The organism is Streptococcus sp. Z554, from assembly GCF_053010305.1.
The window spans coordinates 32,990-53,311 of the sequence record NZ_JBRKNV010000003.1; the positions used below are offsets into that span (position 1 = coordinate 32,990).

A 20,322-nucleotide genomic window follows, 5' to 3' on the forward strand; every position below is an offset into this window, starting at 1 on the left:
AAATGATTATACGTTACTCTCGCCCCGAAATGGCGAACATTTGGACTGAAGAAAATAAATACCGTGCTTGGCTTGAGGTGGAAATCTTGGCCGACGAAGCATGGGCTGAGTTGGGGGAAATCCCTAAGGAAGATGTGGCTTTGATTCGTGAAAAAGCGGACTTTGACATCGACCGTATTTTGGAGATTGAGCAGGAGACTCGCCACGATGTGGTAGCTTTCACGCGTGCAGTTTCTGAGACTCTTGGTGAAGAGCGCAAGTGGGTTCACTATGGGTTGACTTCTACTGACGTGGTGGATACGGCCTACGGTTACCTCTACAAACAAGCCAACGATATCATCCGCAAGGATCTTGAAAACTTCCTTAACATCATCGCTGACAAAGCGAAAGAACACAAGTTCACTATCATGATGGGTCGTACTCACGGTGTGCACGCTGAACCGACAACTTTTGGTCTTAAATTGGCAACTTGGTACAGCGAAATGAAGCGTAACATCGAGCGTTTCGAGCATGCGGCTGCTGGTGTGGAAGCTGGTAAGATTTCTGGTGCGGTTGGTAACTTTGCCAACATCCCGCCATTCGTTGAGCAATACGTCTGCGACAAATTGGGTATCCGTGCCCAAGAAATCTCTACACAGGTCCTTCCTCGTGACCTTCACGCTGAGTACTTTGCAGTTCTTGCCAGCATCGCAACTTCCATCGAGCGTATGGCGACTGAAATCCGTGGTCTTCAAAAATCTGAACAACGTGAAGTGGAAGAGTTCTTTGCTAAAGGTCAAAAAGGGTCTTCAGCAATGCCTCACAAACGTAACCCTATCGGTTCTGAAAATATGACAGGTCTGGCGCGTGTTATTCGTGGTCACATGGTAACAGCTTATGAAAACGTCGCTCTCTGGCACGAACGTGATATCTCTCACTCATCAGCTGAGCGAATTATCGCACCAGATACAACCATCTTGATTGACTACATGCTTAACCGTTTTGGAAACATCGTTAAGAACTTGACAGTCTTCCCTGAAAACATGATTCGCAACATGAACTCAACTTTTGGTTTGATTTTCAGTCAACGTGCCATGTTGACTTTGATTGAAAAAGGCATGACCCGTGAGCAAGCTTACGACCTTGTTCAACCGAAGACAGCTCAATCATGGGATAACCAAGTAGACTTCAAACCACTTCTTGAAGCAGATCCTGAAGTCACTTCACGTCTTACACAAGAGGAAATCGATGAAATCTTCAACCCAACTTACTACACCAAACGGGTGGATGAGATCTTCGAACGCATCGGTTTGGGTGACTAACCATAAAACAAAAAAGCGAGATTGTATCTCGCTTTTTATTTGTGCTTAATCTTTTTTCTTGCTAAGTCCATATGCTGTGAGTGCAGCCATCAGACCAGTAGCAATCAACCATTCTGAACCTTGGCTTCCTGTTTCAGGAAGTTTATTTTCTTTTGCTACAGGAGCTGGTCCTTGAGGAAGGGTTTTGTTTTCCTCGGCAGGAGCAGTTGCTGGAGCAGGTTTACTTGGAACTTCTAGTTTTGGTTTTTCTTCTGCAATAGGAGCAGGTTTACTTGGAACTTCTAGTTTTGGTTTTTCTTCTGCAGTAGGAGCTGGTTCATTTGGAATCTCTAGTTTTGGTTTTTCTTCCGCAACAGGAGCTAGTCCTTTTTCATCTCCCACATGCGTTACAGGAGTTCCAACTTCGATGATTTGATTAACTGGTTCTTGAGCGACAACACTAGTAACCAATGTCTTCACTTCGCTTCCGTCAGCAGCAGTAGACACTGAATAGAAATGACTACGACGACCCTTAACACCTTCAGTTACTACACGAGTTTCTCCCTTAGGTAATGCATCCGTTTCACGAGTGATCGTTGTAAACGGAATTTCTTCGTCCTCGATGACAACACGTGGTTTGGCATCCGCAACAGGAGCTAGTCCTTTTTCATCTCCCACATGCGTTACAGGAGTTCCGACTTCGATGATTTGATTAACTGGTTCTTGAGCGACAACGCTAGTAACCAATGTTTTCACTTCGCTTCCGTCAGCAGCAGTAGACACAGAGTAGAAATGACTACGACGTCCTTTAACACCTTCGGTTACTACACGAGTTTCTCCCTTAGGCAATGCATCCGTTTCACGAGTGATCGTTGTAAACGAAATTTCTTCGTCTTCGATTACAACACGAGGTTTTTCTTCAGCGATAGTAGCTTGACCTTTATCATCACCAACATGAGTGACAGGATTACCAATTTCTACGATTTGAGTCACTGGTTCTTGAACAACAACAGTGTTGACTAAAGTTTTCACTTCAGAACCATCAGCAGCAGTAGTCACAGAATAGAAATGTGTACGACGGCCATTGACACCAGCGCTCTCCACACGAGATTGTCCCTTAGGCAATGCATCCGTTTCACGAGTGATCGTTGTAAACGAAATTTCTTCGTCTTCGATTACAACACGAGGTTTTTCTTCAGCGATAGTAGCTTGACCTTTATCATCACCAACATGAGTGACAGGATTACCAATTTCTACGATTTGAGTCACTGGTTCTTGAACAACAACAGTGTTGACTAAAGTTTTCACTTCAGAACCATCAGCAGCAGTAGTCACAGAATAGAAATGTGTACGACGGCCATTGACACCAGCGCTCTCCACACGAGATTGTCCCTTAGGTAGTTGGTCGGTTTCGCGAGTGATAGTAGTGAATGGAATTTCTTCTTCCTCAATCACGACACGAGGTTTTTCTTCAGCGATAGCAGCTTGACCTTTATCATCACCGACATGAGTGACAGGAGTTCCAACTTCAACCACTTGATTGACAGCTTCTTTTGTGACTTTGCTTTCAAGAACTGTTTCGGTTTCCTTACCATTTTCAGTAGTAACTGAGACGTAGATTGTACGTTCACCTTTGACACCTTCAGTAACAACTTTTTCTTGTCCCGCTGGAAGGTTAGGATTTTCCTTCTTAACAATCTCAAATGGGATTTCTTCCGTTCTTGTGATTAGCTCTGGTCGGTTTTCAACAGCGGCAGGACTTTCGCTTTCATCAAGACTTCCTGAGTGAGTTGCAGCTGGTTTGAGACCAAGTCTAGCAGCTTTAAGGTTAGCTACAAGTGTATCCAACTCAGCTTGTTTATTGCGGTTGAGATTGTAGTTCAGAGCTTCTTTAGCAGCCTTGAGAGCAGCGAGGCTTTCTGTGCTATATCCTTCTAAGTTTTCAGGGATTTGAGCAAGTTCTTCGCGAAGAGCCTTGTAGTCAGCACGGAAGTAGTCTTTGTTGTGATCTGCAAAAGCAGTCATGAGCTCAAAGATTTCTTCTTCTTTGTACTCAGCGCTTGGTCTATCTGCCCAGATAGCTACCATACTACCAACAGTAGGTAGATCAACCTCAGGATATTTAGTTGAAGCTAGCTGGTTGAATGGAGTTTTTTCAGTGTTTTCGATAGCTTTCTTGAGGAAACCACCACCATCTTCAGGTTTTTGACCGAGGATATAGTACCAGTCTCCGTTAGTGTTAAGGAACTTATACCCCTTGCTTGCTAGATATTGAGGAGATGCAAGGTTATAACCCCACCAACCTTTAGACCAGTAAGAGATGATAACATCTTTATCAAACTCTACATCGTCCTTATCTTCATAGTAGAAGCCATCGTTAAAGGCCATTGGTTGAAGACCTTTTTCTTTAGCCATGGCAGCTAGACTATTAGCATAATCTGCAAACTTACCATAGAGTCCATACCACTTGAGGTAGTACCAACCTTGAGCATTAGTAGCATCATTGGCATACTCATCTGTACCATAGTTAAAGATTTTAGTCTTGCCTGCAAAGAAGTCCATGTATTTGCCGATAAGGGCTTTTGTAAAGTTCATTGCTTCTTCGTTTTCAAGGTCCATGGTTGTTTTTGAAACCTTGTCAAAGTTAGCTTGAGGGTTTGCAATGCCCAATTTTTCCATAGCGACAAGCATAGCATCCATGTGGCCAGGACTGTTGATAGCAGGGATGATTCCAATGCCTCTATCCTTAGCATATTGGATAAGCTCAGTGATTTCAGCCTGGTTCAAAGTTGTTCCATTTGGATCGTCGTAGTAAGATTTTGTTCCTTCAATGATGGCATTTTTCACATCGTCACTTGCATAGGTTTTACCGTTTGCAGTGATTGTCATGTCATCCAAGAGGAAGCGAAGTCCATCATTTCCAAGGAGGAGATGAAGGTCAGAGTAACCAAGTTCGCTAGCTTTATCTACGATACGTTTGAGTTGATCTAGAGTGAAGTACTTACGTCCAGCATCGATTGAGATAACCTTGTTTTTCTCAAGTTTTTCAACTTCACGTTTAGCATCTTCTTCTTTTTGAGCTTCTGGAGTGAAGGTCAAGTTACCGACAGCTTCTTGGAGTTTTGCAATCGCTTGGTCAATGCTATCTTGTTGAGCTCGGCTAAGGTTGCTATCAAGAGAGCGGATGGCTTTTTCAGCCTCTTTAACGGCTGCAACACTTTCTGCTGTATAGCGACTAAGGTCAGTTGGCACTTCTTTCAGAGCTTTTTCAGCAGCCTCGTAGTCAGCAGCGAAGTATTCAGCATTTGAATCTGCGAATTGACGCATGAGCTTGAAGAGACGAGATGGAGAGTAGCGAGCAGATGGAGTATCAGCCCAAGCAGCTACCATACCACCGATGATAGGGATATCGGCACCTTCAGTTTTTGGAACTGAAGTAATCGGTGTACTCTTAATACCATTCAAACCTTGGTCCAGGTTATACCAACCTTGTCCATCAGCATTACGTCCGAGAACGTAGTACCAGGCATCATTAGTGTTGAGGATTTCGTGTCCCTTTTCAACTAGTAGTTTAGAAGAAGCGACATCGTAACCACCCCAACCACCAGTCCACATAGACACGATGATGTCCTTATCAAAGGTACCAAAAGTAGTGTCACTATTATAGTAGATACCGTCGTTGAAGGCCATTGGTTTCAAACCGTGAGATTTAACGATACGAGCTAGATCATTAGCGTAGGCGATGAATTTATCATACCCCTTGTCTGGGAATCCATCTTCTGGGTACCATTTATAGGCTTGTAGGACACTCCATCCTTTGGCATTCGTAGCATCGTTAGCGTATTCATCCAAACCGATGTTAAAGATTTCAGACTTGCCAGCAAAGTAAGCTGCATACTTATCAATCAAAGCTTTTGTAAAGGCAACAGCCTTTTCATTGTCAAGGTCAACAGTACGTTCTGATTCTTTGCCAAAGTAGTTGAAGTTAGGTTTTTCAATACCAAGTTCTTTCATGGCATTGAGAATAGCATCCATGTGACCAGGACTGTTAACTGTTGGGATAAGCCCAATTCCTTTATCCTTAGCATAACTAATCAAGTCGGTCATTTGGCTTTCAGTTAGGTGATTACCATTTGGATCGTTGTAGTAGGCATTGGTTCCGTTTTCAACAGCACGTTTGACATCGTCGCTGGCATAAGTCTTGTCACCTACAGTTAGAGACATATCATCAAGCATGAAGCGCAAGCCGTCATTTCCGACTAAAAGATGAAGGTCAGTATAGCCATAGTGTTTGGCTTTGTCGATGATTTCTTTCAGTTGGTCTGGAGAGAAGTATTTACGTCCAGCATCGATAGAAACAATTTTCTTTTTAGCCAGTTTTTCATTGACTTGAGTTGCTCTTTCTGTAGCGACAGCAGGTGCTTCAACTTTAGCAACTTCTTTGTTTTCTTCTTGTTTTTCAGATTCTGCCTTCTTAGCTTCTTCAGTTACTTCTGGTTTAGCTGGAACTTCTTCGGCTGTGACAGGCTCTGCTACGGCAGGTGCAGGAGCAACTTCAACTTTTGGTGCTTCAGAGTTTGTCGCTGGAGCGGCTGGCGTAGCTTTTTCTGTTGAAGGAGTAGCTGGAGTAGCATTTTCTGTTGAAGGAGCAGTCTCGACTTTTTCTTCACTCGGTGGTGGAGTGACTTCTCCAGTGGTTTGGACAGCAGGCTGATTCTCTGTTGGAGCAGGCACAACTCCGTCAGCAGCAACAGCTTGAGCCTGAAAGGCAAAGCCAATCAATACAGAAGCGGCCCCGATTGCATATTTACGAATAGAGAAGCGCTGTTTATTTTCTGGTTTCATTAAAAATCTCCCTTTTGAATTTTTTGATAGCGTTTTCACATACTAATCCTATTTTATGTTCTAACTAACATAAAGTCAAGCTTTTGAGGAAATTACTATAAAAAATAGAATAATTTATAAATTAAGATACATTTTTCTGCTTTTGACTATTTTTTAGTAAAAAGGTTACTAATTATAGAATTGCTTGAAATGCTATTCTCTTAAAAGAGAGGCAGTGCTATAATGGGTATACAAAAAACCTGAGACAGTTGCCTCAGGATTTTTAAAATTAGTGACCACGGTCACGAGAGATGAATTTAATTTTGTAGAAATCAGAACGTTTATAAGTTTCGATGTATTCCAACACTTGACCAGTTGCTTCAAGCTGCGTTGTCTTCGTTTGGAAAACAGTTGGGAATTTAGTGTCAATCCCTAGGATAGAAGCGGCATGTTTTGGAGTTGGAAATACAATTTCATTGATTTCTTCAAAATGCTCGTCATTCATGTGAATGTGGTAATCCAATTTGAAACGATTATAGATAGAACTATAGTATTCAAGATTTGGATAGTTGGCATTGATGTATTGTTCAGGAATGTATGAATTGTGATAGATATAGGTAACGCCATTTGTTTCACGAATACGTTCGATCTTGTAATAGAATTGATCGCCGCGTAGGCCGAGTTTTTCTAAGTATTTAAGTTCGTTCCCGCGTTCGATAGAAAGAACAGTTACTTTATCATCTTTAGTTTCGAAGATTTCTACATCAGAAAATTCAACGAGTTTGTGTTTACGTGCACGAGCAACGAAAGTTCCTTTCCCTTGTTGGCGGACGATATATCCGTCTTTGGCAAGGTCGTTCAAGGCACGAACTACTGTGATTGAACTAACATCATACATGGAAATCAATTCTGCTTCCGTGTAGAACTTATCTCCACTAGCGAATTGACCAGAAATGATCTTATTTTTCAATTCATCTTTAATGTATTGATACTTTGGAATTGCCATATTTTCACCTCATTTTTTTCCTTCTCCACTTATCATTTTAACATAAAATCTAAAAAATAGCTGAAAAGCACTTAAAAAAATTAAAATATCGGAATGAGAAATTAGAATACATTTAAATAATTCGTGCTTTTTTCTGTATTTTTGCTCTTCAGTCAGAATGTTGATTTTATAGGATTTGAGATGATTTTTAGAAAAGATTCAGTAAAAAAATAGAAAAATTTTAAAGAAAATTTCAAAAAGTATTGACATTATTGCCCGATTGGTTTATAGTTGATATAACAATACATGAAAGCGCAAACTTTTCGCTTTTAGGGGAGGAAGAATGGCAAGATTTGAAATTAAAGATGATTTCTATCTGGATGGGAAACCATTCAAGATTTTGTCTGGCGCCATTCACTATTTTAGAGTTCCTGCGGAAGATTGGCATCATTCATTGTATAACCTCAAGGCATTAGGATTCAATACAGTTGAGACCTATGTTGCTTGGAACATGCATGAACCTACTGAAGGAAACTTCAACTTTGAAGGGGATCTTGACTTAGAGAGATTTCTTCAAACTGCACAAGATTTGGGCTTGTATGCAATTGTACGTCCTTCTCCATTTATCTGTGCAGAGTGGGAATTTGGCGGTTTACCAGCATGGCTCTTGACCAAGGATATGAGAATTCGGTCATCTGACCCGGCTTTCATTGACATGGTTGGTCGCTACTATGATCAGTTGCTTCCACGTCTAGTTCCAAGATTATTGGAAAACGGTGGCAACATTCTCATGATGCAAGTCGAAAATGAGTATGGGTCGTATGGCGAAGACAAGGCATACTTGAGGGGAATCCGACGCTTGATGGAAGAACGGTCAGTTACTTGTCCGCTGTTCACATCAGATGGACCATGGCGAGCAACTCTTAAGGCTGGAACCTTAATTGAGGATGATCTCTTTGTGACAGGGAACTTTGGTTCCAAGGCTACTTATAATTTCTCACAGATGCAAGAATTCTTTGATGAGCACGGCAAGAAATGGCCACTCATGTGTATGGAATTCTGGGATGGCTGGTTCAATCGATGGAAAGAACCAATCATCAAGCGTGAACCTGAGGAATTAGCAGAAGCTGTTCATGAAGTTCTAGAGCTTGGATCTATCAACCTATATATGTTCCACGGTGGAACCAACTTTGGTTTTATGAATGGTTGTTCAGCACGAGGAACTATTGATTTACCACAAGTAACATCTTATGATTACGACGCTCTTCTTGATGAAGCTGGGAACCCGACTGCTAAATATTTTGCAGTCAAAGACATGATGGCGACTTACTATCCTGAGTATCCACAATTAGAACCGCTTTACAAAGAGAGCATGGAAGTTGAAAACATTCCACTGGTTGAGAAAGTTTCTCTATTTGAAACCTTAGATAGTTTAACAAGTCCAACTGAAAGTCTCTATCCTAAGAAAATGGAAGAGTTGGGACAAAGCTACGGCTATCTTCTCTATCGTACAGAAGCTAGCTGGGATGCAGAGGAAGAACGCATCCGCATCATTGATGGACGCGATAGAGCTCAGCTGTTCGTAGATGGGAAATGGGTCGCAACTCAGTACCAGACTGAAATTGGAGAAGATATCTTCTATCAAGGAGAAAAGAAAGCGCTCTCTAGATTTGACATCCTTATTGAAAATATGGGGCGTGTCAACTATGGACACAAATTCTTAGCAGACACACAGCGAAAGGGAATTCGCACAGGTGTTTGTAAAGATTTGCATTTCTTGCTCAACTGGCAGCAATATCCACTTCCACTTGATAACCCAGAGAATATTGATTTCTCTACGGGATGGACAGAAGGGCAACCCGCCTTTTACGCCTTTGACTTTGAAGTCAAGGAGCTGAAGGATACCTACTTAGATTGTTCTGAGTTTGGCAAAGGGATCGCTTATATCAACGGACATCATCTAGGTCGTTTCTGGAATGTCGGTCCAACCTTATCTCTTTATATTCCACATAGCTATCTCAAGGAAGGTGCCAACCGCATCATTATCTTTGAAACCGAAGGGGAGTATAAGGAACACATACATTTAACTTGTAAACCTACACTAAAACTTATAAAGGGGGAAAACTTATGACAATTGTAGGATGCCGTATCGATGGGCGCTTAATTCACGGACAAGTAGCAAACCTTTGGTCTGCTAAACTTAATGTTTCACGTATCATGGTCGTTGACAATGATGTTGTGAACAATGACGTTGAAAAAAGCGGCTTGAAACTTGCAACACCACCAGGTGTAAAACTTAGTATTTTGCCAGTTGATAAAGCAGCAGCGAATATCCTTGCTGGTAAATACGATAGCCAACGTCTGTTGATTGTAGCACGCAAACCTGACCGTTTCCTCGGTTTGGTAGAAGCAGGTGTGCCACTTGAAACTGTCAATGTCGGCAACATGTCTCAAACACCAGAAACACGTCCTATCACACGTTCTATTAACGTTGTTGATAAAGACGTAGAAGATTTCCGTAAATTAGCGGAAAAAGGTGTAAAACTTACTGCTCAAATGGTTCCAAATGATCCAGTTTCAGACTTTTTGAGCTTATTAAAATAGGAAAAAATTTTTAGGAGGTCATTGTTATGATACAATGGTGGCAAATTTTACTTCTCACTCTGTACTCAGCTTATCAAATCTGTGATGAGTTGACGATCGTTTCTTCTGCAGGTTCCCCTGTATTCGCTGGTTTCATTACTGGTTTAGTCATGGGAGATTTGACAACTGGTTTGTTTATCGGTGGTAGCTTGCAGTTATTCGTACTTGGGGTAGGTACCTTCGGTGGTGCTTCTCGTATCGACGCAACTTCTGGTGCGGTTCTTGCGACAGCTTTCTCAGTTTCACAAGGTATCGAAACAGATCTTGCGATCACTACAATCGCTGTACCAGTAGCGGCACTTTTGACTTACTTCGACGTACTTGGTCGTATGACTACTACATTCTTCGCACACCGTATTGATGCTGCGATCGAACGCTTTGACTATAAAGCAATCGAACGCAACTACCTTCTTGGTGCGCTTCCATGGGCTGCTTCTCGTGCCCTTCCAGTATTCTTCGCCCTAGCTTTCGGTGGAGAATTCGTACAAGGTGTTGTAAACCTTGTTAAAGAATACCAATGGGTTGCAGACGGTTTGACTCTTGCAGGTCGTATGCTTCCAGGTCTTGGATTCGCTATCTTGCTTCGTTACCTTCCAGTTAAACGTAACCTTCACTACCTTGCTATGGGATTCGGTTTGACAGCTATGTTGACTGTACTTTACTCAAACGTAACAAGTCTTGGTGGAGCAGTTGCTGGTCTCATTGGCACTCTTCCTGCTGAAGTTGCAGAAACTATCGGTTTTGCTAACAACTTCAAAGGATTGTCTATGATCGGTATCTCTATCGTAGGTATCTTCCTTGCAGTTGTTCACTTCAAGAATAGCCAGAAAGTTGCTGTAGCAGCACCTTCTACTCAGTCAGAAAGTGGGGAAATTGAAGATGACGAATTCTAATTACAAATTAACAAAAGAAGATTTTAATCAAATTAACAAACGTAGCTTGTTCACTTTCCAATTGGGATGGAACTACGAACGTATGCAAGCATCAGGTTACCTTTACATGATCTTGCCACAATTGCGTAAAATGTATGGAGATGGGACTCCTGAGTTGAAAGAAATGATGAAAGTTCATACTCAATTCTTCAACACTTCACCATTCTTCCACACAATCATCGCTGGTTTTGACCTTGCCATGGAAGAAAAAGATGGCGTTGTCTCTAAAGATGCGGTTAACGGTATCAAGACAGGTTTGATGGGACCATTCGCTCCTCTTGGAGATACAATCTTTGGTTCACTTGTACCTGCTATCATGGGATCTATCGCTGCAACAATGGCTATCGCTGGTCAACCTTGGGGTATCTTCCTTTGGATCGCAGTTGCAGTAGCGTATGACATCTTCCGTTGGAAACAGTTGGAATTTGCATACAAAGAAGGGGTTAACCTTATCAACAACATGCAAAGTACTTTGACAGCTTTGATTGAAGCTGCATCTGTACTTGGTGTGTTCATGATGGGTGCTCTTGTAGCAACAATGATCAACTTTGATATTTCATACAAATTGCCAATCGGTGAAAAGATGATTGACTTCCAAGATATCTTGAACTCAATCTTCCCACGTTTGCTTCCAGCAATCTTCACTGCCTTTATCTTCTGGTTGCTTGGTAAGAAAGGTATGAACTCTACTAAAGCGATCGGTATCATTATCGTTCTTGCAGTAGGTCTTTCATTCATCGGTAAATTCTTGCTTGGAATGGGCGCATAATTTATGACTAAATCATTAATTTTAGTGAGCCACGGTCGTTTCTGTGAAGAACTTAAAGGTAGCACAGAAATGATTATGGGACCACAAGACAACATTCATACGGTAGCTCTTCTTCCAGAAGATGGACCAGAAGAATTTACTGCTAAATTTGAAGCTGCTGTTGAAGGTTTAGATGATTTCCTAGTCTTTGCAGATCTTCTTGGTGGAACACCATGTAACGTGGTGAGCCGTCTGATTATGGAAGGTCGCGACATTGAACTGTATGCAGGGATGAATCTTCCGATGGTCATTGAATTTATCAATGCTAGCCTAACAGGCATGGATGCGGACTATAAGAGTCGTGCTTCAGAAAGCATTGTGAAAGTTAATGATTTATTGGCAAGCTTCGACGACGATGAAGATGAATAATACTCTTCAAAAATCAAATTCAAACCACGTCAGCTTCGCCTTGCCGTACTTGAGTACAGCCTTCGGCTAGCTTCCTAGTTTGCTCTTTGATTTTCATTGAGTATAAGATGTGATTGCGTTAAAACGTTAAATCATCTTATAGAAAATATACATGGGAATGGGAGCGACTCCCATTCCCATGTTTTCAATCATGAAACAATATTAGATTAGAGGTTTTCAATGCTAGATTATACAAAAGAAGATTTGCTTGAGTTGGGAGCAGAGATCACCACACGCGAAATTTACCAACAACCAGATGTTTGGAAGGAAGCTTTTGAATCTTACCAAGCCCGCCGTGATGAAATTGCAGCCTTCTTGCAAGGCATTGCAGATAAACATGACTACATCAAGGTTATCTTGACTGGTGCTGGGACTTCTGCTTATGTAGGTGATACCTTGGTTCCTTACTTCAAGGAAGTCTATGATGAACGTAAATGGAATTTTAATGCTATTGCGACAACAGATATCGTTGCAAATCCACAAACTTATTTGAAAAAAGACGTGGCAACTGTTTTGGTATCATTCGCACGTAGCGGAAACTCACCTGAGAGTGTAGCGACAGTTGACCTAGCTAAGGCCTTGGTTGATGACCTTTATCAAGTGACCATCACATGTGCGGCTGAAGGGAAATTAGCACTTCAAGCCCATGGTGATGACCGCAATCTTTTGCTCTTGCAACCGGCGGCTTCTAACGATGCTGGATTTGCTATGACATCAAGCTTTACTTCTATGATGTTGACAGCACTCTTAGTCTTTGATCCAACCGAATTTGCCGTTAAAGCTGAACGATTTGAAGTGCTTTCTAGCCTTGCTCGCAAAGTTCTTGACAATGTAGCAGATGTCAAAGAGTTGGTTGACCTAGAATTTAACCGTGTCATCTACTTGGGTGCAGGTCCATTCTTCGGACTCGCTCATGAAGCACAACTGAAAATTTTGGAATTAACTGCTGGTCAAGTGGCGACTATGTATGAAAGTCCCGTTGGCTTCCGTCACGGTCCAAAATCATTGATCAACGAAGATACAGTTGTCTTAGTCTTTGGTGCTACAACAGACTATACTCGTAAGTACGACTTAGACTTGGTTCGTGAAGTTGCAGGGGATCAAATTGCTCGTCGCGTTGTTCTTTTAAGCGATCAAGCCTTTGGTCTTGAGAATGTGAAGGAAGTAGTGCTTGGTTGCGGTGGCGTTTTAAATGATGTTTATCGCGTATTCCCTTATATTGTTTACGGTCAATTATTTGCTCTCTTGACTTCGCTTAAGGTTGGAAACAGACCTGATACACCATCACCAACAGGTACCGTAAACCGTGTTGTTCAAGGTGTCATTATTCACGAATTCAAATAATAAGGAGATAGGGATGAAAGCATACACAGAACGTGTATTTGGGAAAGTTGACGGCAAGGATATTGTCGCTTATCGCTTTGAAACAGAAGCAGGTTACCAACTGGAAATCATGACCTATGGTGCAACGATTCTACGCTATGTAACTCCAGATAAGGCTGGTAATTTTACCAATGTTATCCTAGGCTTTGATGATTTTGAAAGCTATGTGGGGAATAGCCCTAAACATGGAGCGAGTGTAGGTCCAGTGGCAGGTCGTATCGCAGGTGCAACTTTCGAACTCAATGGCCAGACCTATGAACTCGAAGTCAACAATGCTAGCAACTGCAACCACAGCGGTTCAACAGGTTGGGATTCTAGTCTGTTTGAGCTAGTGGAGGTGAGCGATCATGGCTTGACTCTTTACACAGAAAGAACTGACGGGACAGGAGGTTTCCCTGGAAATCTTAAAATCTGGATTAGCTACTATTTGGAGGAAACTGGTGCCTATGAAATCAGCTACAAGGTAACGACAGACCAAGATACCTTGGTCAATCCAACCAACCATAGCTACTTTAACCTGTCAGGTGATTTTACTCAGACGGTTGATCGCCATGTCTTCCAATTGAATACAGAGGGCATTTATCCAATCGCTCCGGACGGTGTTCCGGCTAAGACCCCAGATGCTAATCGTGATGTGGTTAAACACATCTACAATGGCGCTTTGTTGAAAGATATCTTTGCAGACGAAGATGAACAAATTCAGCTAGTTTCTGGATTGGACCATCCATTTGCTCTGCCTGCGGGACATGATAATGCTGGTTTCTTATATGACCAAGGTTCAGGTCGCTTCCTGCTCTTCAAGACAGAAGCACCTTGCTTTGTAGTTTATACAGCAAACTTTGTGGATGAGAGTGTCATCATCTCTGGACAACCAATGATTCAGCACAATGGGATTGCTCTTGAAGCACAGGCTTTGCCAGATGCTATTCACAGTGATCTGAAAGATCAAGTGATTCTCAAAGCAGGTGAAACTTTCACCAGTAAAACTCGTTATGAGCTTGTTGTTAAATAAAAAAACTCTCTGAAGCCTTTTAGCTTCAGAGAGTTTTTCTTATTCTTCATCTGGTGTGAGAATCATCGGAATGATGATTGGTTCACGTTCAGTATTTTCGTAAAGGAATGGTCGAATAGCGTTTACGATAGCGCCATTGACTGATTGGATGCTGGCATCCTTGTTTTTCAAAGCGATACGAATAGCATTGAAAAGGATGCGTTGACTTTGACGAATCAAGTCACCAGATTCGCGCATGTAGACGAATCCACGACTGAGGATATCTGGGCCAGAAATAATCATCTGAGACTTGAAGTCTACTGTTGCGACAGCAAGCACGACACCATCTTCGGATAGGTCACGACGGTCTTTTAGGACTGCGGCACCGATTTCGCCGATACGATTTCCATCAACGTAGATGTCTTGGGCATTGAAGTGACCTGCAATACGAGCAGAGTCTGCAGTGAGGGCAAGCACATCACCATTGCTCATGATAAAGATATTGTCTTTTTCAACTCCAGTGTCTACAGCTAGTCCAGCGTGGACTTTTTGCATGCGGTATTCACCATGGACAGGCATGAAGTATTTTGGCTTGATGAGGCGGAGCATGAGTTTTTGCTCTTGTTGACCACCGTGTCCAGATGTATGGATGTTGTTAATCTTACCATGGATAACTTCGACACCAGCTTCAGAGATGATGTTAATCAGCTTGTTAACGCTAGTGGTGTTTCCTGGAATTGGACTAGATGAGAAGATAACGGTATCGCCAGGTTGGAGTTGCACTTGACGGTGAGTTCCGTTAGCGATACGAGAGAGGGCTGCCATAGGTTCACCCTGGCTACCTGTACAGAGGATGAGAATCTCTCCTGCAGGGTAGTCTTTGATTTCATTTGGTTCGATGAAGGTTCCCTTTGGTGCCTTAATGTAGCCTAGTTCAATTCCGTTGACAATAGCTTTCTCCATAGAACGCCCAAAGACAGCAATCTTACGACCGGTCTTAACAGCGGCATCAGTTGCTTGTTGGAGACGGAAGATATTTGAGGCAAAGGATGCAAAGATGATGCGTCCCTCGATACCTTGAATAATCTTCATGATAGACTGACCAACAACCTTTTCAGAATTTGTAAAGGTTGGTACTTCGGCATTGGTCGAGTCAGAGAGGAGACAGAGCACCCCTTCTTCACCAAGGGCAGCCATACGGTGCAAGTCTGCGGGTTCACCAACGGGTGTAAAGTCAAACTTGAAGTCACCTGTACAGACGATTTTCCCTTGAGGTGTGTGGATGACGATACCCAAAGGCTCTGGGATAGAGTGGGTTGTTCTGAAGAAAGTTGCCTTGAGGTTTTTAAAGGTCAACTCTGTGTTGTGGTTGATTTCGTGAAGTGTTGCGTTGCGCAAAAGTCCGTGCTCTTCAAGTTTTCCACGGATTAAAGCGAGAGCAAGAGGTCCTGCATAGATTGGGATATTTGCTTGCTTGAGCAAGAAAGGAATCCCACCAATATGGTCCTCGTGTCCGTGGGTAATCAAGAGAGCCTTGACACGGTCGATGTTTTCTACGATGTAGGAGTAATCAGGAATAACGTAGTCGATACCAAGTAGATCATCCTCAGGGAATTTGATCCCTGCATCAACGATGATGATTTCGTCTTGATATTCAACTCCGTATGTATTTTTACCGATTTCTCCTAGACCACCAATGGCAAAAACGCCCACTTCTTCTGGTTTAAGAGTATAGGCCATATTAGAACTCCGTAATTTCGAATGCGCCAGTTTCTTTTTCGTAGTCTAGCAATTTGTCAGACAAGAGCTCGATATATTCAACGTTGTATTCTGGACGATTTTCTTCCACAAGTTGGCGAGCAATGATACGTCCCTCAAGTTCTGAGCTAGCATCGATGTCTAAGTAGAGTGAGCGTGTTGTTTCACGACGTGGACTACGGTCTTTTGTTTCTTGATAAAAAACTTTGTAAATCATGTGTTTCCTTTCTGTTTTCAGGTCAGCTGTATTCAAAAAATTACCAGCTTGAAGCTGTTTATTTCTATTTCATTTTCTGCCTGTATTGACCTTGATTCGTTACAATTACCTCAATTATAACATAAAAAGGGGAATTAGTAAAAGCAGGAAACATGAAAGAAGGAGCTTGAAATGTGTTTCATTTTGCCCGATACAAGTATTTGAAGACCTCAGATTCAAATGCTATAATAAAGTTAGAAAAGAGGTTTTTCCTTATGAAGGAGGGCAGGATATGTTTCAACTAGCTATTATCATTCGTCTTCTGGCCTTTGCGGGATTTGTTGCCTGTGTTTACGGAGGAAATATTTTGTATACTCGGCTAGAGTATCGGAAAGCTAAACTCATTTGGAAGATTGGCTTCGTGACTCTGTATTCGTTTTTCCTTCTCCTTGTAACCTATGTGGTCTGGTTCGTATTTTACTTTGGCTTGAATACTTAATGCTGAGGCTGGGACAAAAGTCCTAGCCTCTCAATTGTCTTTGGATTGTCGAGCAAGACGCAGTGGTTGAGTGGGCTCTACTACGCTGATTTCATCAGCTTTTACAACCCTACTCAACTGTGCGGAGGTGGGACGACGAAATCGAATTCTAACGAATTACCGATTTCTGTCCCACTCTCATTTTCGTTTCAAAACAAAGAAAATTCCCATGCGCCTTCTTTTGTAGTATAATAGTAAACAGACAAAAAGATAGGAATGTGTTATGAAAGTATTAGCTTTTGATACGTCCAGCAAGGCTCTTTCTCTAGCTATTTTAGAGGACAAGCAGCTTCTTGCTGAGACCACAATCAATATCAAGAAAAATCACAGTATTACCCTCATGCCTGCCATCGATTTTTTGATGGCCAGTCTAGATTTGACACCAAAGGATTTGGATCGAATCGTCGTGGCAGAGGGACCAGGTAGCTATACAGGTTTACGAATCGCGGTGGCGACTGCCAAGACCTTGGCTCATACCCTAAACATTGAGTTAGTGGGGATGTCTAGCCTTTTAGCCCTGGTACCAAGCCAGCAGGAAGGTTTGGTGGTTCCTTTGATGGATGCGCGTCGCAATAATGTTTATGCAGGATTTTATGAAAATGCCCAACCTGTCTTTCCCGAAGCGCATTTGTCCTTTGAGCAAGTCCTAGAACAAGTCAAGGATGCTGACCAGGTAACCTTTGTCGGTGAAGTAGGAGCCTTTGTCGAGCAGATCCAAGAGCAATTTCCACAGGCTAACTATCAAGAAAGCTTGCCAAATGCAGCTAATCTAGCTCTTTGGGCCTGGGACAAGGAGGCAGATTCTTTACACGACTTCGTACCTAACTACCTCAAACGTGTCGAGGCAGAGGAAAATTGGCTCAAGAATCATACTGAGTCTGGTGAGTCTTACATTAAACGCCTATGATAGAGATCAAACGAATCCAGCAACAATCTGACTTGGCTCAAGCTATCTACACTGTCATGGCAGATGTTTATCCAGTCAGCCCTTGGACTCTGGAACAAATCCAAGCAGACCTGTCTCAAGGCCAGACCTGGTATGCTCTGGCTTATGATGGGGCAGAAGTGATTGGTTTTTTAGCTGTTCAGGAAAATATCTTTGAAGCAGAAGTCTTGCAAATCGCTGTCAAGAAAGCTTATCAAGGTCAGGGAATCGCCTCAGCCTTGTTTGCAACCTTGCCGACGGATAAGGAGATTTTCCTCGAAGTCAGAAAGTCAAACCAACGAGCGAAAGCATTTTACAAGAAAGAAAAAATGGTGATCATCGCTGAGAGAGTAGCCTACTACCATAATCCAGTCGAGGATGCCATTATCATGAAGAGAGAAATAGATGAAGGATAGATATATTTTAGCATTTGAGACATCCTGTGATGAGACCAGTGTCGCTGTCTTAAAAAACGATGATGAGCTCTTGTCCAATGTCATTGCTAGTCAAATCGAGAGTCACAAACGTTTTGGGGGTGTAGTGCCAGAAGTAGCTAGTCGTCACCATGTCGAAGTCATCACAGCCTGTATCGAGGAGGCCCTAGCAGAAGCAGGAATTAGCGAAGAAGATGTGACAGCTGTTGCCGTCACCTATGGGCCAGGATTAGTTGGAGCTCTACTAGTTGGTTTGTCAGCTGCCAAGGCCTTTGCTTGGGCTCACGGCCTTCCGCTTATCCCTGTTAATCACATGGCTGGCCACCTCATGGCGGCTCAAAGTGTCGAACCTTTGGAATTCCCCTTGCTAGCTCTATTGGTTAGCGGTGGGCACACAGAGTTGGTCTATGTTTCTGAGGCTGGCGATTATAAGATTGTTGGGGAAACTCGTGATGATGCGGTTGGTGAGGCCTATGATAAGGTCGGCCGTGTCATGGGCTTGACCTATCCAGCAGGTCGCGAGATTGACGAGTTGGCCCATCAAGGTCAGGATGTTTATGACTTCCCTCGTGCCATGATTAAGGAGGATAATCTGGAGTTTTCATTCTCTGGATTGAAGTCTGCCTTTATCAATCTTCACCACAATGCTGAGCAAAAGGGAGAAAGCCTGTCTACAGAGGACTTGTGTGCTTCCTTCCAAGCAGCAGTTCTGGATATTCTCATGGCAAAAACCAAGAAGGCTTTAGAAAAATACTCTGTTAAAACCCTCGTTGTGGCAGGTGGTGTGGCGGCTAATAAAGGACTCAGAGAACGCCTAGCAGCAGAAATCACTGACGTCAAGGTGATTATCCCACCCCTTCGGCTTTGCGGAGACAATGCGGGAATGATTGCCTATGCTAGCGTTAGCGAGTGGAACAAAGAAAATTTTGCAGGCTTGGAGCTAAATGCCAAACCAAGTCTTGCTTTTGATACCATGGAATAAAGAGTCAGCTTGAGGCTGGCTTTTTTGTTTGGACAAATGCCAGAGTTTTTTCTCCTCTTTGAATGTGTTATAATACTCTCCGTTGTGACTGTAAATCAGCAGTCGATTACTGAAACACTAGTAAGGAGTTTTATGAAAGAAAAAGGATTTTGGGAAGGAGTCCAGGCAGCTATGCCGACTGCCCTAGGGTATGTTAGTATCGGCCTTGCTTGTGGAATTATCGGAGCTCCCTATGTAACACCTGTTGAGATGGGTTTGATGAGTCTCTTTGTTTATGCTGGGAGCGCCCAGTTCGCTATGCTAGCCTTGATTGCAGTTCAAGCGCCTGTGGCAGCCATCGCCATGACGGTCTTTTTGATCAACCTGCGTCTCTTTTTGCTGAGCTTACACGCTTCGACTTATTTCCGTCATACTAGCCTAGGGCACAATATCGGTATGTCTAGTCTTTTGACCGATGAGACCTATGGTGTCTTGATGGGAGAGTTGGTTCATACGGACAAGGTCAATCCTATGTGGATGCATGGGAACAATCTCAATAGCTATCTAGCTTGGTTTGTGGGAACTGTTGTCGGAACTGCTCTAGGTGGCCTTCTGCCAAATCCTGAGATTTTTGGGCTTGATTTTGCCTTAGTTGGAATGTTTATCGGGATTTTTGCTTCACAGTTTCAGATGATGCAAAGACGGGTTCCCCTGCACAACCTCTTCATCATTTTAGGAGTTGTTGCCCTATCTTTTTTTATACTTTTAACAGTAGTATCTCAATCGCTAGCTGTCCTATTTGCGACACTACTTGGATGTACAATGGGGGTGATTTTAGATGGTCAGTAAGTATCTTTTGTTAGCAGTTGTCTTTTCAGGCCTAGTGACTTGGATTCCCCGTGTGATTCCCTTTATATTAGTCAAGTATAAGGGATTGCCTGCTATTGTCGAGCGTTTTTTGAAATTCCTACCTGTGTCTATTATCTTTGCCTTGATTCTATCAAGTGTGGCAACAGGCAAGATTGGAGATCTCCCTCAAATCAAATGGTTAGACTTGATCGCAGTTTTTCCGACAGGCTTTATCGCCTTTCGCTACCGCAATCTGGTGGGGACGGTTATCTTTGGAGTGGTCTTGATAGCAGTCCTACGTTTGCTCTTTTAATCAGCCATAAAGAAAACCTATCACAAATATAGAAATCATATAATGGCGAAATTGCTTTTTTTCTGTTAAGATAAGACTGTATTTTATTTTGGAG

General features: G+C 42.6%; 18 protein-coding genes. 14 read left to right on the plus strand and 4 right to left on the minus strand.

The annotated features are described in order from the left end of the window. The first annotated feature begins 2 nt into the window (after positions 1 to 2). Entirely contained in the window at positions 3 to 1,301 is a 1,299-nt protein-coding gene (gene purB / locus ACVC7R_RS03895; protein ID WP_447263629.1) for an adenylosuccinate lyase, read from the plus strand. A 45-nt stretch (positions 1,302 to 1,346) separates the two neighbouring features. Here purB and ACVC7R_RS03900 read toward each other — a convergent pair whose 3' ends face one another. Together ACVC7R_RS03900 and ACVC7R_RS03905 are read right to left on the minus strand one after the other, a co-directional pair. Then, on the minus strand, positions 1,347 to 6,125 hold the full coding sequence (locus ACVC7R_RS03900; protein WP_447263630.1) for a G5 domain-containing protein: 4,779 nt from the start codon (positions 6,123 to 6,125) through the stop codon (positions 1,347 to 1,349). Between the two features lie 268 nt (positions 6,126 to 6,393). Continuing rightward, on the minus strand, positions 6,394 to 7,110 hold the full coding sequence (locus ACVC7R_RS03905) for a GntR family transcriptional regulator (protein ID WP_447263631.1): 717 nt from the start codon (positions 7,108 to 7,110) through the stop codon (positions 6,394 to 6,396). Positions 7,111 to 7,432: 322 nt separating this feature from the next. Between ACVC7R_RS03905 and ACVC7R_RS03910 the strand changes: the two genes are divergently transcribed. From ACVC7R_RS03910 to ACVC7R_RS03940, 7 genes are all read left to right on the plus strand, one after another. After that, positions 7,433 to 9,220, plus strand: coding sequence for a glycoside hydrolase family 35 protein (locus ACVC7R_RS03910; RefSeq protein ID WP_447263632.1), 1,788 nt, complete (start codon positions 7,433 to 7,435; stop codon positions 9,218 to 9,220). Beyond that, the gene (locus ACVC7R_RS03915) at positions 9,217 to 9,693 is read left to right on the plus strand and encodes a PTS sugar transporter subunit IIB (protein ID WP_006155184.1); all 477 of its coding nucleotides are present in this window, start codon (positions 9,217 to 9,219) and stop codon (positions 9,691 to 9,693) included. Before ACVC7R_RS03910 ends, ACVC7R_RS03915 begins: the two co-directional genes overlap by 4 nt. Before the next feature lie 26 nt (positions 9,694 to 9,719). Next, positions 9,720 to 10,625 carry a PTS mannose/fructose/sorbose/N-acetylgalactosamine transporter subunit IIC gene (locus tag ACVC7R_RS03920; protein WP_447263633.1) on the plus strand — a complete coding sequence of 302 codons (906 nt, stop codon included), beginning with the start codon at positions 9,720 to 9,722 and terminating at the stop codon, positions 10,623 to 10,625. After that, on the plus strand, positions 10,612 to 11,433 hold the full coding sequence (locus ACVC7R_RS03925; protein ID WP_006155147.1) for a PTS system mannose/fructose/sorbose family transporter subunit IID: 822 nt from the start codon (positions 10,612 to 10,614) through the stop codon (positions 11,431 to 11,433). Before ACVC7R_RS03920 ends, ACVC7R_RS03925 begins: the two co-directional genes overlap by 14 nt. 3 nt (positions 11,434 to 11,436) lie before the next feature. Then, positions 11,437 to 11,841 (plus strand): PTS sugar transporter subunit IIA, encoded by a 405-nt coding sequence (locus tag ACVC7R_RS03930; RefSeq protein WP_195183485.1) that lies wholly within the window; start codon positions 11,437 to 11,439, stop codon positions 11,839 to 11,841. Between the two features lie 219 nt (positions 11,842 to 12,060). Then, on the plus strand, positions 12,061 to 13,224 hold the full coding sequence (locus tag ACVC7R_RS03935; protein ID WP_447263634.1) for an SIS domain-containing protein: 1,164 nt from the start codon (positions 12,061 to 12,063) through the stop codon (positions 13,222 to 13,224). A 13-nt stretch (positions 13,225 to 13,237) separates the two neighbouring features. Continuing rightward, positions 13,238 to 14,275: an aldose epimerase family protein gene (locus tag ACVC7R_RS03940; RefSeq protein WP_447263635.1), complete on the plus strand. Its 1,038-nt coding sequence runs from the start codon at positions 13,238 to 13,240 to the stop codon at positions 14,273 to 14,275. A gap of 39 nt (positions 14,276 to 14,314) precedes the next feature. Here the strand turns inward: ACVC7R_RS03940 and rnjA are convergent, their stop codons facing one another. Together rnjA and ACVC7R_RS03950 are read right to left on the minus strand one after the other, a co-directional pair. Next, the gene (rnjA, locus tag ACVC7R_RS03945; RefSeq protein ID WP_447263636.1) at positions 14,315 to 15,994 is read right to left on the minus strand and encodes a ribonuclease J1; all 1,680 of its coding nucleotides are present in this window, start codon (positions 15,992 to 15,994) and stop codon (positions 14,315 to 14,317) included. Between the two features lies 1 nt (position 15,995). Next, the gene (locus ACVC7R_RS03950) at positions 15,996 to 16,229 is read right to left on the minus strand and encodes a DNA-dependent RNA polymerase subunit epsilon (protein WP_251937678.1); all 234 of its coding nucleotides are present in this window, start codon (positions 16,227 to 16,229) and stop codon (positions 15,996 to 15,998) included. Between the two features lie 271 nt (positions 16,230 to 16,500). Between ACVC7R_RS03950 and ACVC7R_RS03955 the strand changes: the two genes are divergently transcribed. The 6 genes from ACVC7R_RS03955 (at position 16,501) to ACVC7R_RS03980 (ending at position 20,228) form a co-directional block, all read left to right on the plus strand. Then, entirely contained in the window at positions 16,501 to 16,707 is a 207-nt protein-coding gene (locus tag ACVC7R_RS03955; RefSeq protein WP_414314775.1) for a hypothetical protein, read from the plus strand. Between the two features lie 262 nt (positions 16,708 to 16,969). Further along, positions 16,970 to 17,653: a tRNA (adenosine(37)-N6)-threonylcarbamoyltransferase complex dimerization subunit type 1 TsaB gene (gene tsaB, locus ACVC7R_RS03960; RefSeq protein WP_447263637.1), complete on the plus strand. Its 684-nt coding sequence runs from the start codon at positions 16,970 to 16,972 to the stop codon at positions 17,651 to 17,653. Continuing rightward, positions 17,650 to 18,087, plus strand: coding sequence for a ribosomal protein S18-alanine N-acetyltransferase (gene rimI / locus ACVC7R_RS03965; RefSeq protein ID WP_447263638.1), 438 nt, complete (start codon positions 17,650 to 17,652; stop codon positions 18,085 to 18,087). Before tsaB ends, rimI begins: the two co-directional genes overlap by 4 nt. Next, on the plus strand, positions 18,077 to 19,087 hold the full coding sequence (tsaD, locus tag ACVC7R_RS03970; RefSeq protein WP_447263639.1) for a tRNA (adenosine(37)-N6)-threonylcarbamoyltransferase complex transferase subunit TsaD: 1,011 nt from the start codon (positions 18,077 to 18,079) through the stop codon (positions 19,085 to 19,087). The genes rimI and tsaD overlap by 11 nt, the downstream gene beginning before the upstream one ends. A 132-nt stretch (positions 19,088 to 19,219) precedes the next feature. After that, positions 19,220 to 19,915 (plus strand): AzlC family ABC transporter permease, encoded by a 696-nt coding sequence (locus ACVC7R_RS03975; protein WP_447263640.1) that lies wholly within the window; start codon positions 19,220 to 19,222, stop codon positions 19,913 to 19,915. Further along, positions 19,905 to 20,228 carry an AzlD domain-containing protein gene (locus tag ACVC7R_RS03980; protein WP_447263641.1) on the plus strand — a complete coding sequence of 108 codons (324 nt, stop codon included), beginning with the start codon at positions 19,905 to 19,907 and terminating at the stop codon, positions 20,226 to 20,228. Before ACVC7R_RS03975 ends, ACVC7R_RS03980 begins: the two co-directional genes overlap by 11 nt. Positions 20,229 to 20,322 lie beyond the last annotated feature (94 nt).

Excerpts from the sequence above, each read along its gene's own strand:
- purB (WP_447263629.1), top strand. The coding sequence starts at position 3 with ATGATTATACGTTACTCTCGCCCCGAAATGGCGAACATTTGGACTGAA.
- ACVC7R_RS03900 (WP_447263630.1), bottom strand. The coding sequence starts at position 6,125 with ATGAAACCAGAAAATAAACAGCGCTTCTCTATTCGTAAATATGCAATC.
- ACVC7R_RS03905 (WP_447263631.1), bottom strand. The coding sequence starts at position 7,110 with ATGGCAATTCCAAAGTATCAATACATTAAAGATGAATTGAAAAATAAG.
- ACVC7R_RS03910 (WP_447263632.1), top strand. The coding sequence starts at position 7,433 with ATGGCAAGATTTGAAATTAAAGATGATTTCTATCTGGATGGGAAACCA.
- ACVC7R_RS03915 (WP_006155184.1), top strand. The coding sequence starts at position 9,217 with ATGACAATTGTAGGATGCCGTATCGATGGGCGCTTAATTCACGGACAA.
- ACVC7R_RS03920 (WP_447263633.1), top strand. The coding sequence starts at position 9,720 with ATGATACAATGGTGGCAAATTTTACTTCTCACTCTGTACTCAGCTTAT.
- ACVC7R_RS03925 (WP_006155147.1), top strand. The coding sequence starts at position 10,612 with ATGACGAATTCTAATTACAAATTAACAAAAGAAGATTTTAATCAAATT.
- ACVC7R_RS03930 (WP_195183485.1), top strand. The coding sequence starts at position 11,437 with ATGACTAAATCATTAATTTTAGTGAGCCACGGTCGTTTCTGTGAAGAA.
- ACVC7R_RS03935 (WP_447263634.1), top strand. The coding sequence starts at position 12,061 with ATGCTAGATTATACAAAAGAAGATTTGCTTGAGTTGGGAGCAGAGATC.
- ACVC7R_RS03940 (WP_447263635.1), top strand. The coding sequence starts at position 13,238 with ATGAAAGCATACACAGAACGTGTATTTGGGAAAGTTGACGGCAAGGAT.
- rnjA (WP_447263636.1), bottom strand. The coding sequence starts at position 15,994 with ATGGCCTATACTCTTAAACCAGAAGAAGTGGGCGTTTTTGCCATTGGT.
- ACVC7R_RS03950 (WP_251937678.1), bottom strand. The coding sequence starts at position 16,229 with ATGATTTACAAAGTTTTTTATCAAGAAACAAAAGACCGTAGTCCACGT.
- ACVC7R_RS03955 (WP_414314775.1), top strand. The coding sequence starts at position 16,501 with ATGTTTCAACTAGCTATTATCATTCGTCTTCTGGCCTTTGCGGGATTT.
- tsaB (WP_447263637.1), top strand. The coding sequence starts at position 16,970 with ATGAAAGTATTAGCTTTTGATACGTCCAGCAAGGCTCTTTCTCTAGCT.
- rimI (WP_447263638.1), top strand. The coding sequence starts at position 17,650 with ATGATAGAGATCAAACGAATCCAGCAACAATCTGACTTGGCTCAAGCT.
- tsaD (WP_447263639.1), top strand. The coding sequence starts at position 18,077 with ATGAAGGATAGATATATTTTAGCATTTGAGACATCCTGTGATGAGACC.
- ACVC7R_RS03975 (WP_447263640.1), top strand. The coding sequence starts at position 19,220 with ATGAAAGAAAAAGGATTTTGGGAAGGAGTCCAGGCAGCTATGCCGACT.
- ACVC7R_RS03980 (WP_447263641.1), top strand. The coding sequence starts at position 19,905 with ATGGTCAGTAAGTATCTTTTGTTAGCAGTTGTCTTTTCAGGCCTAGTG.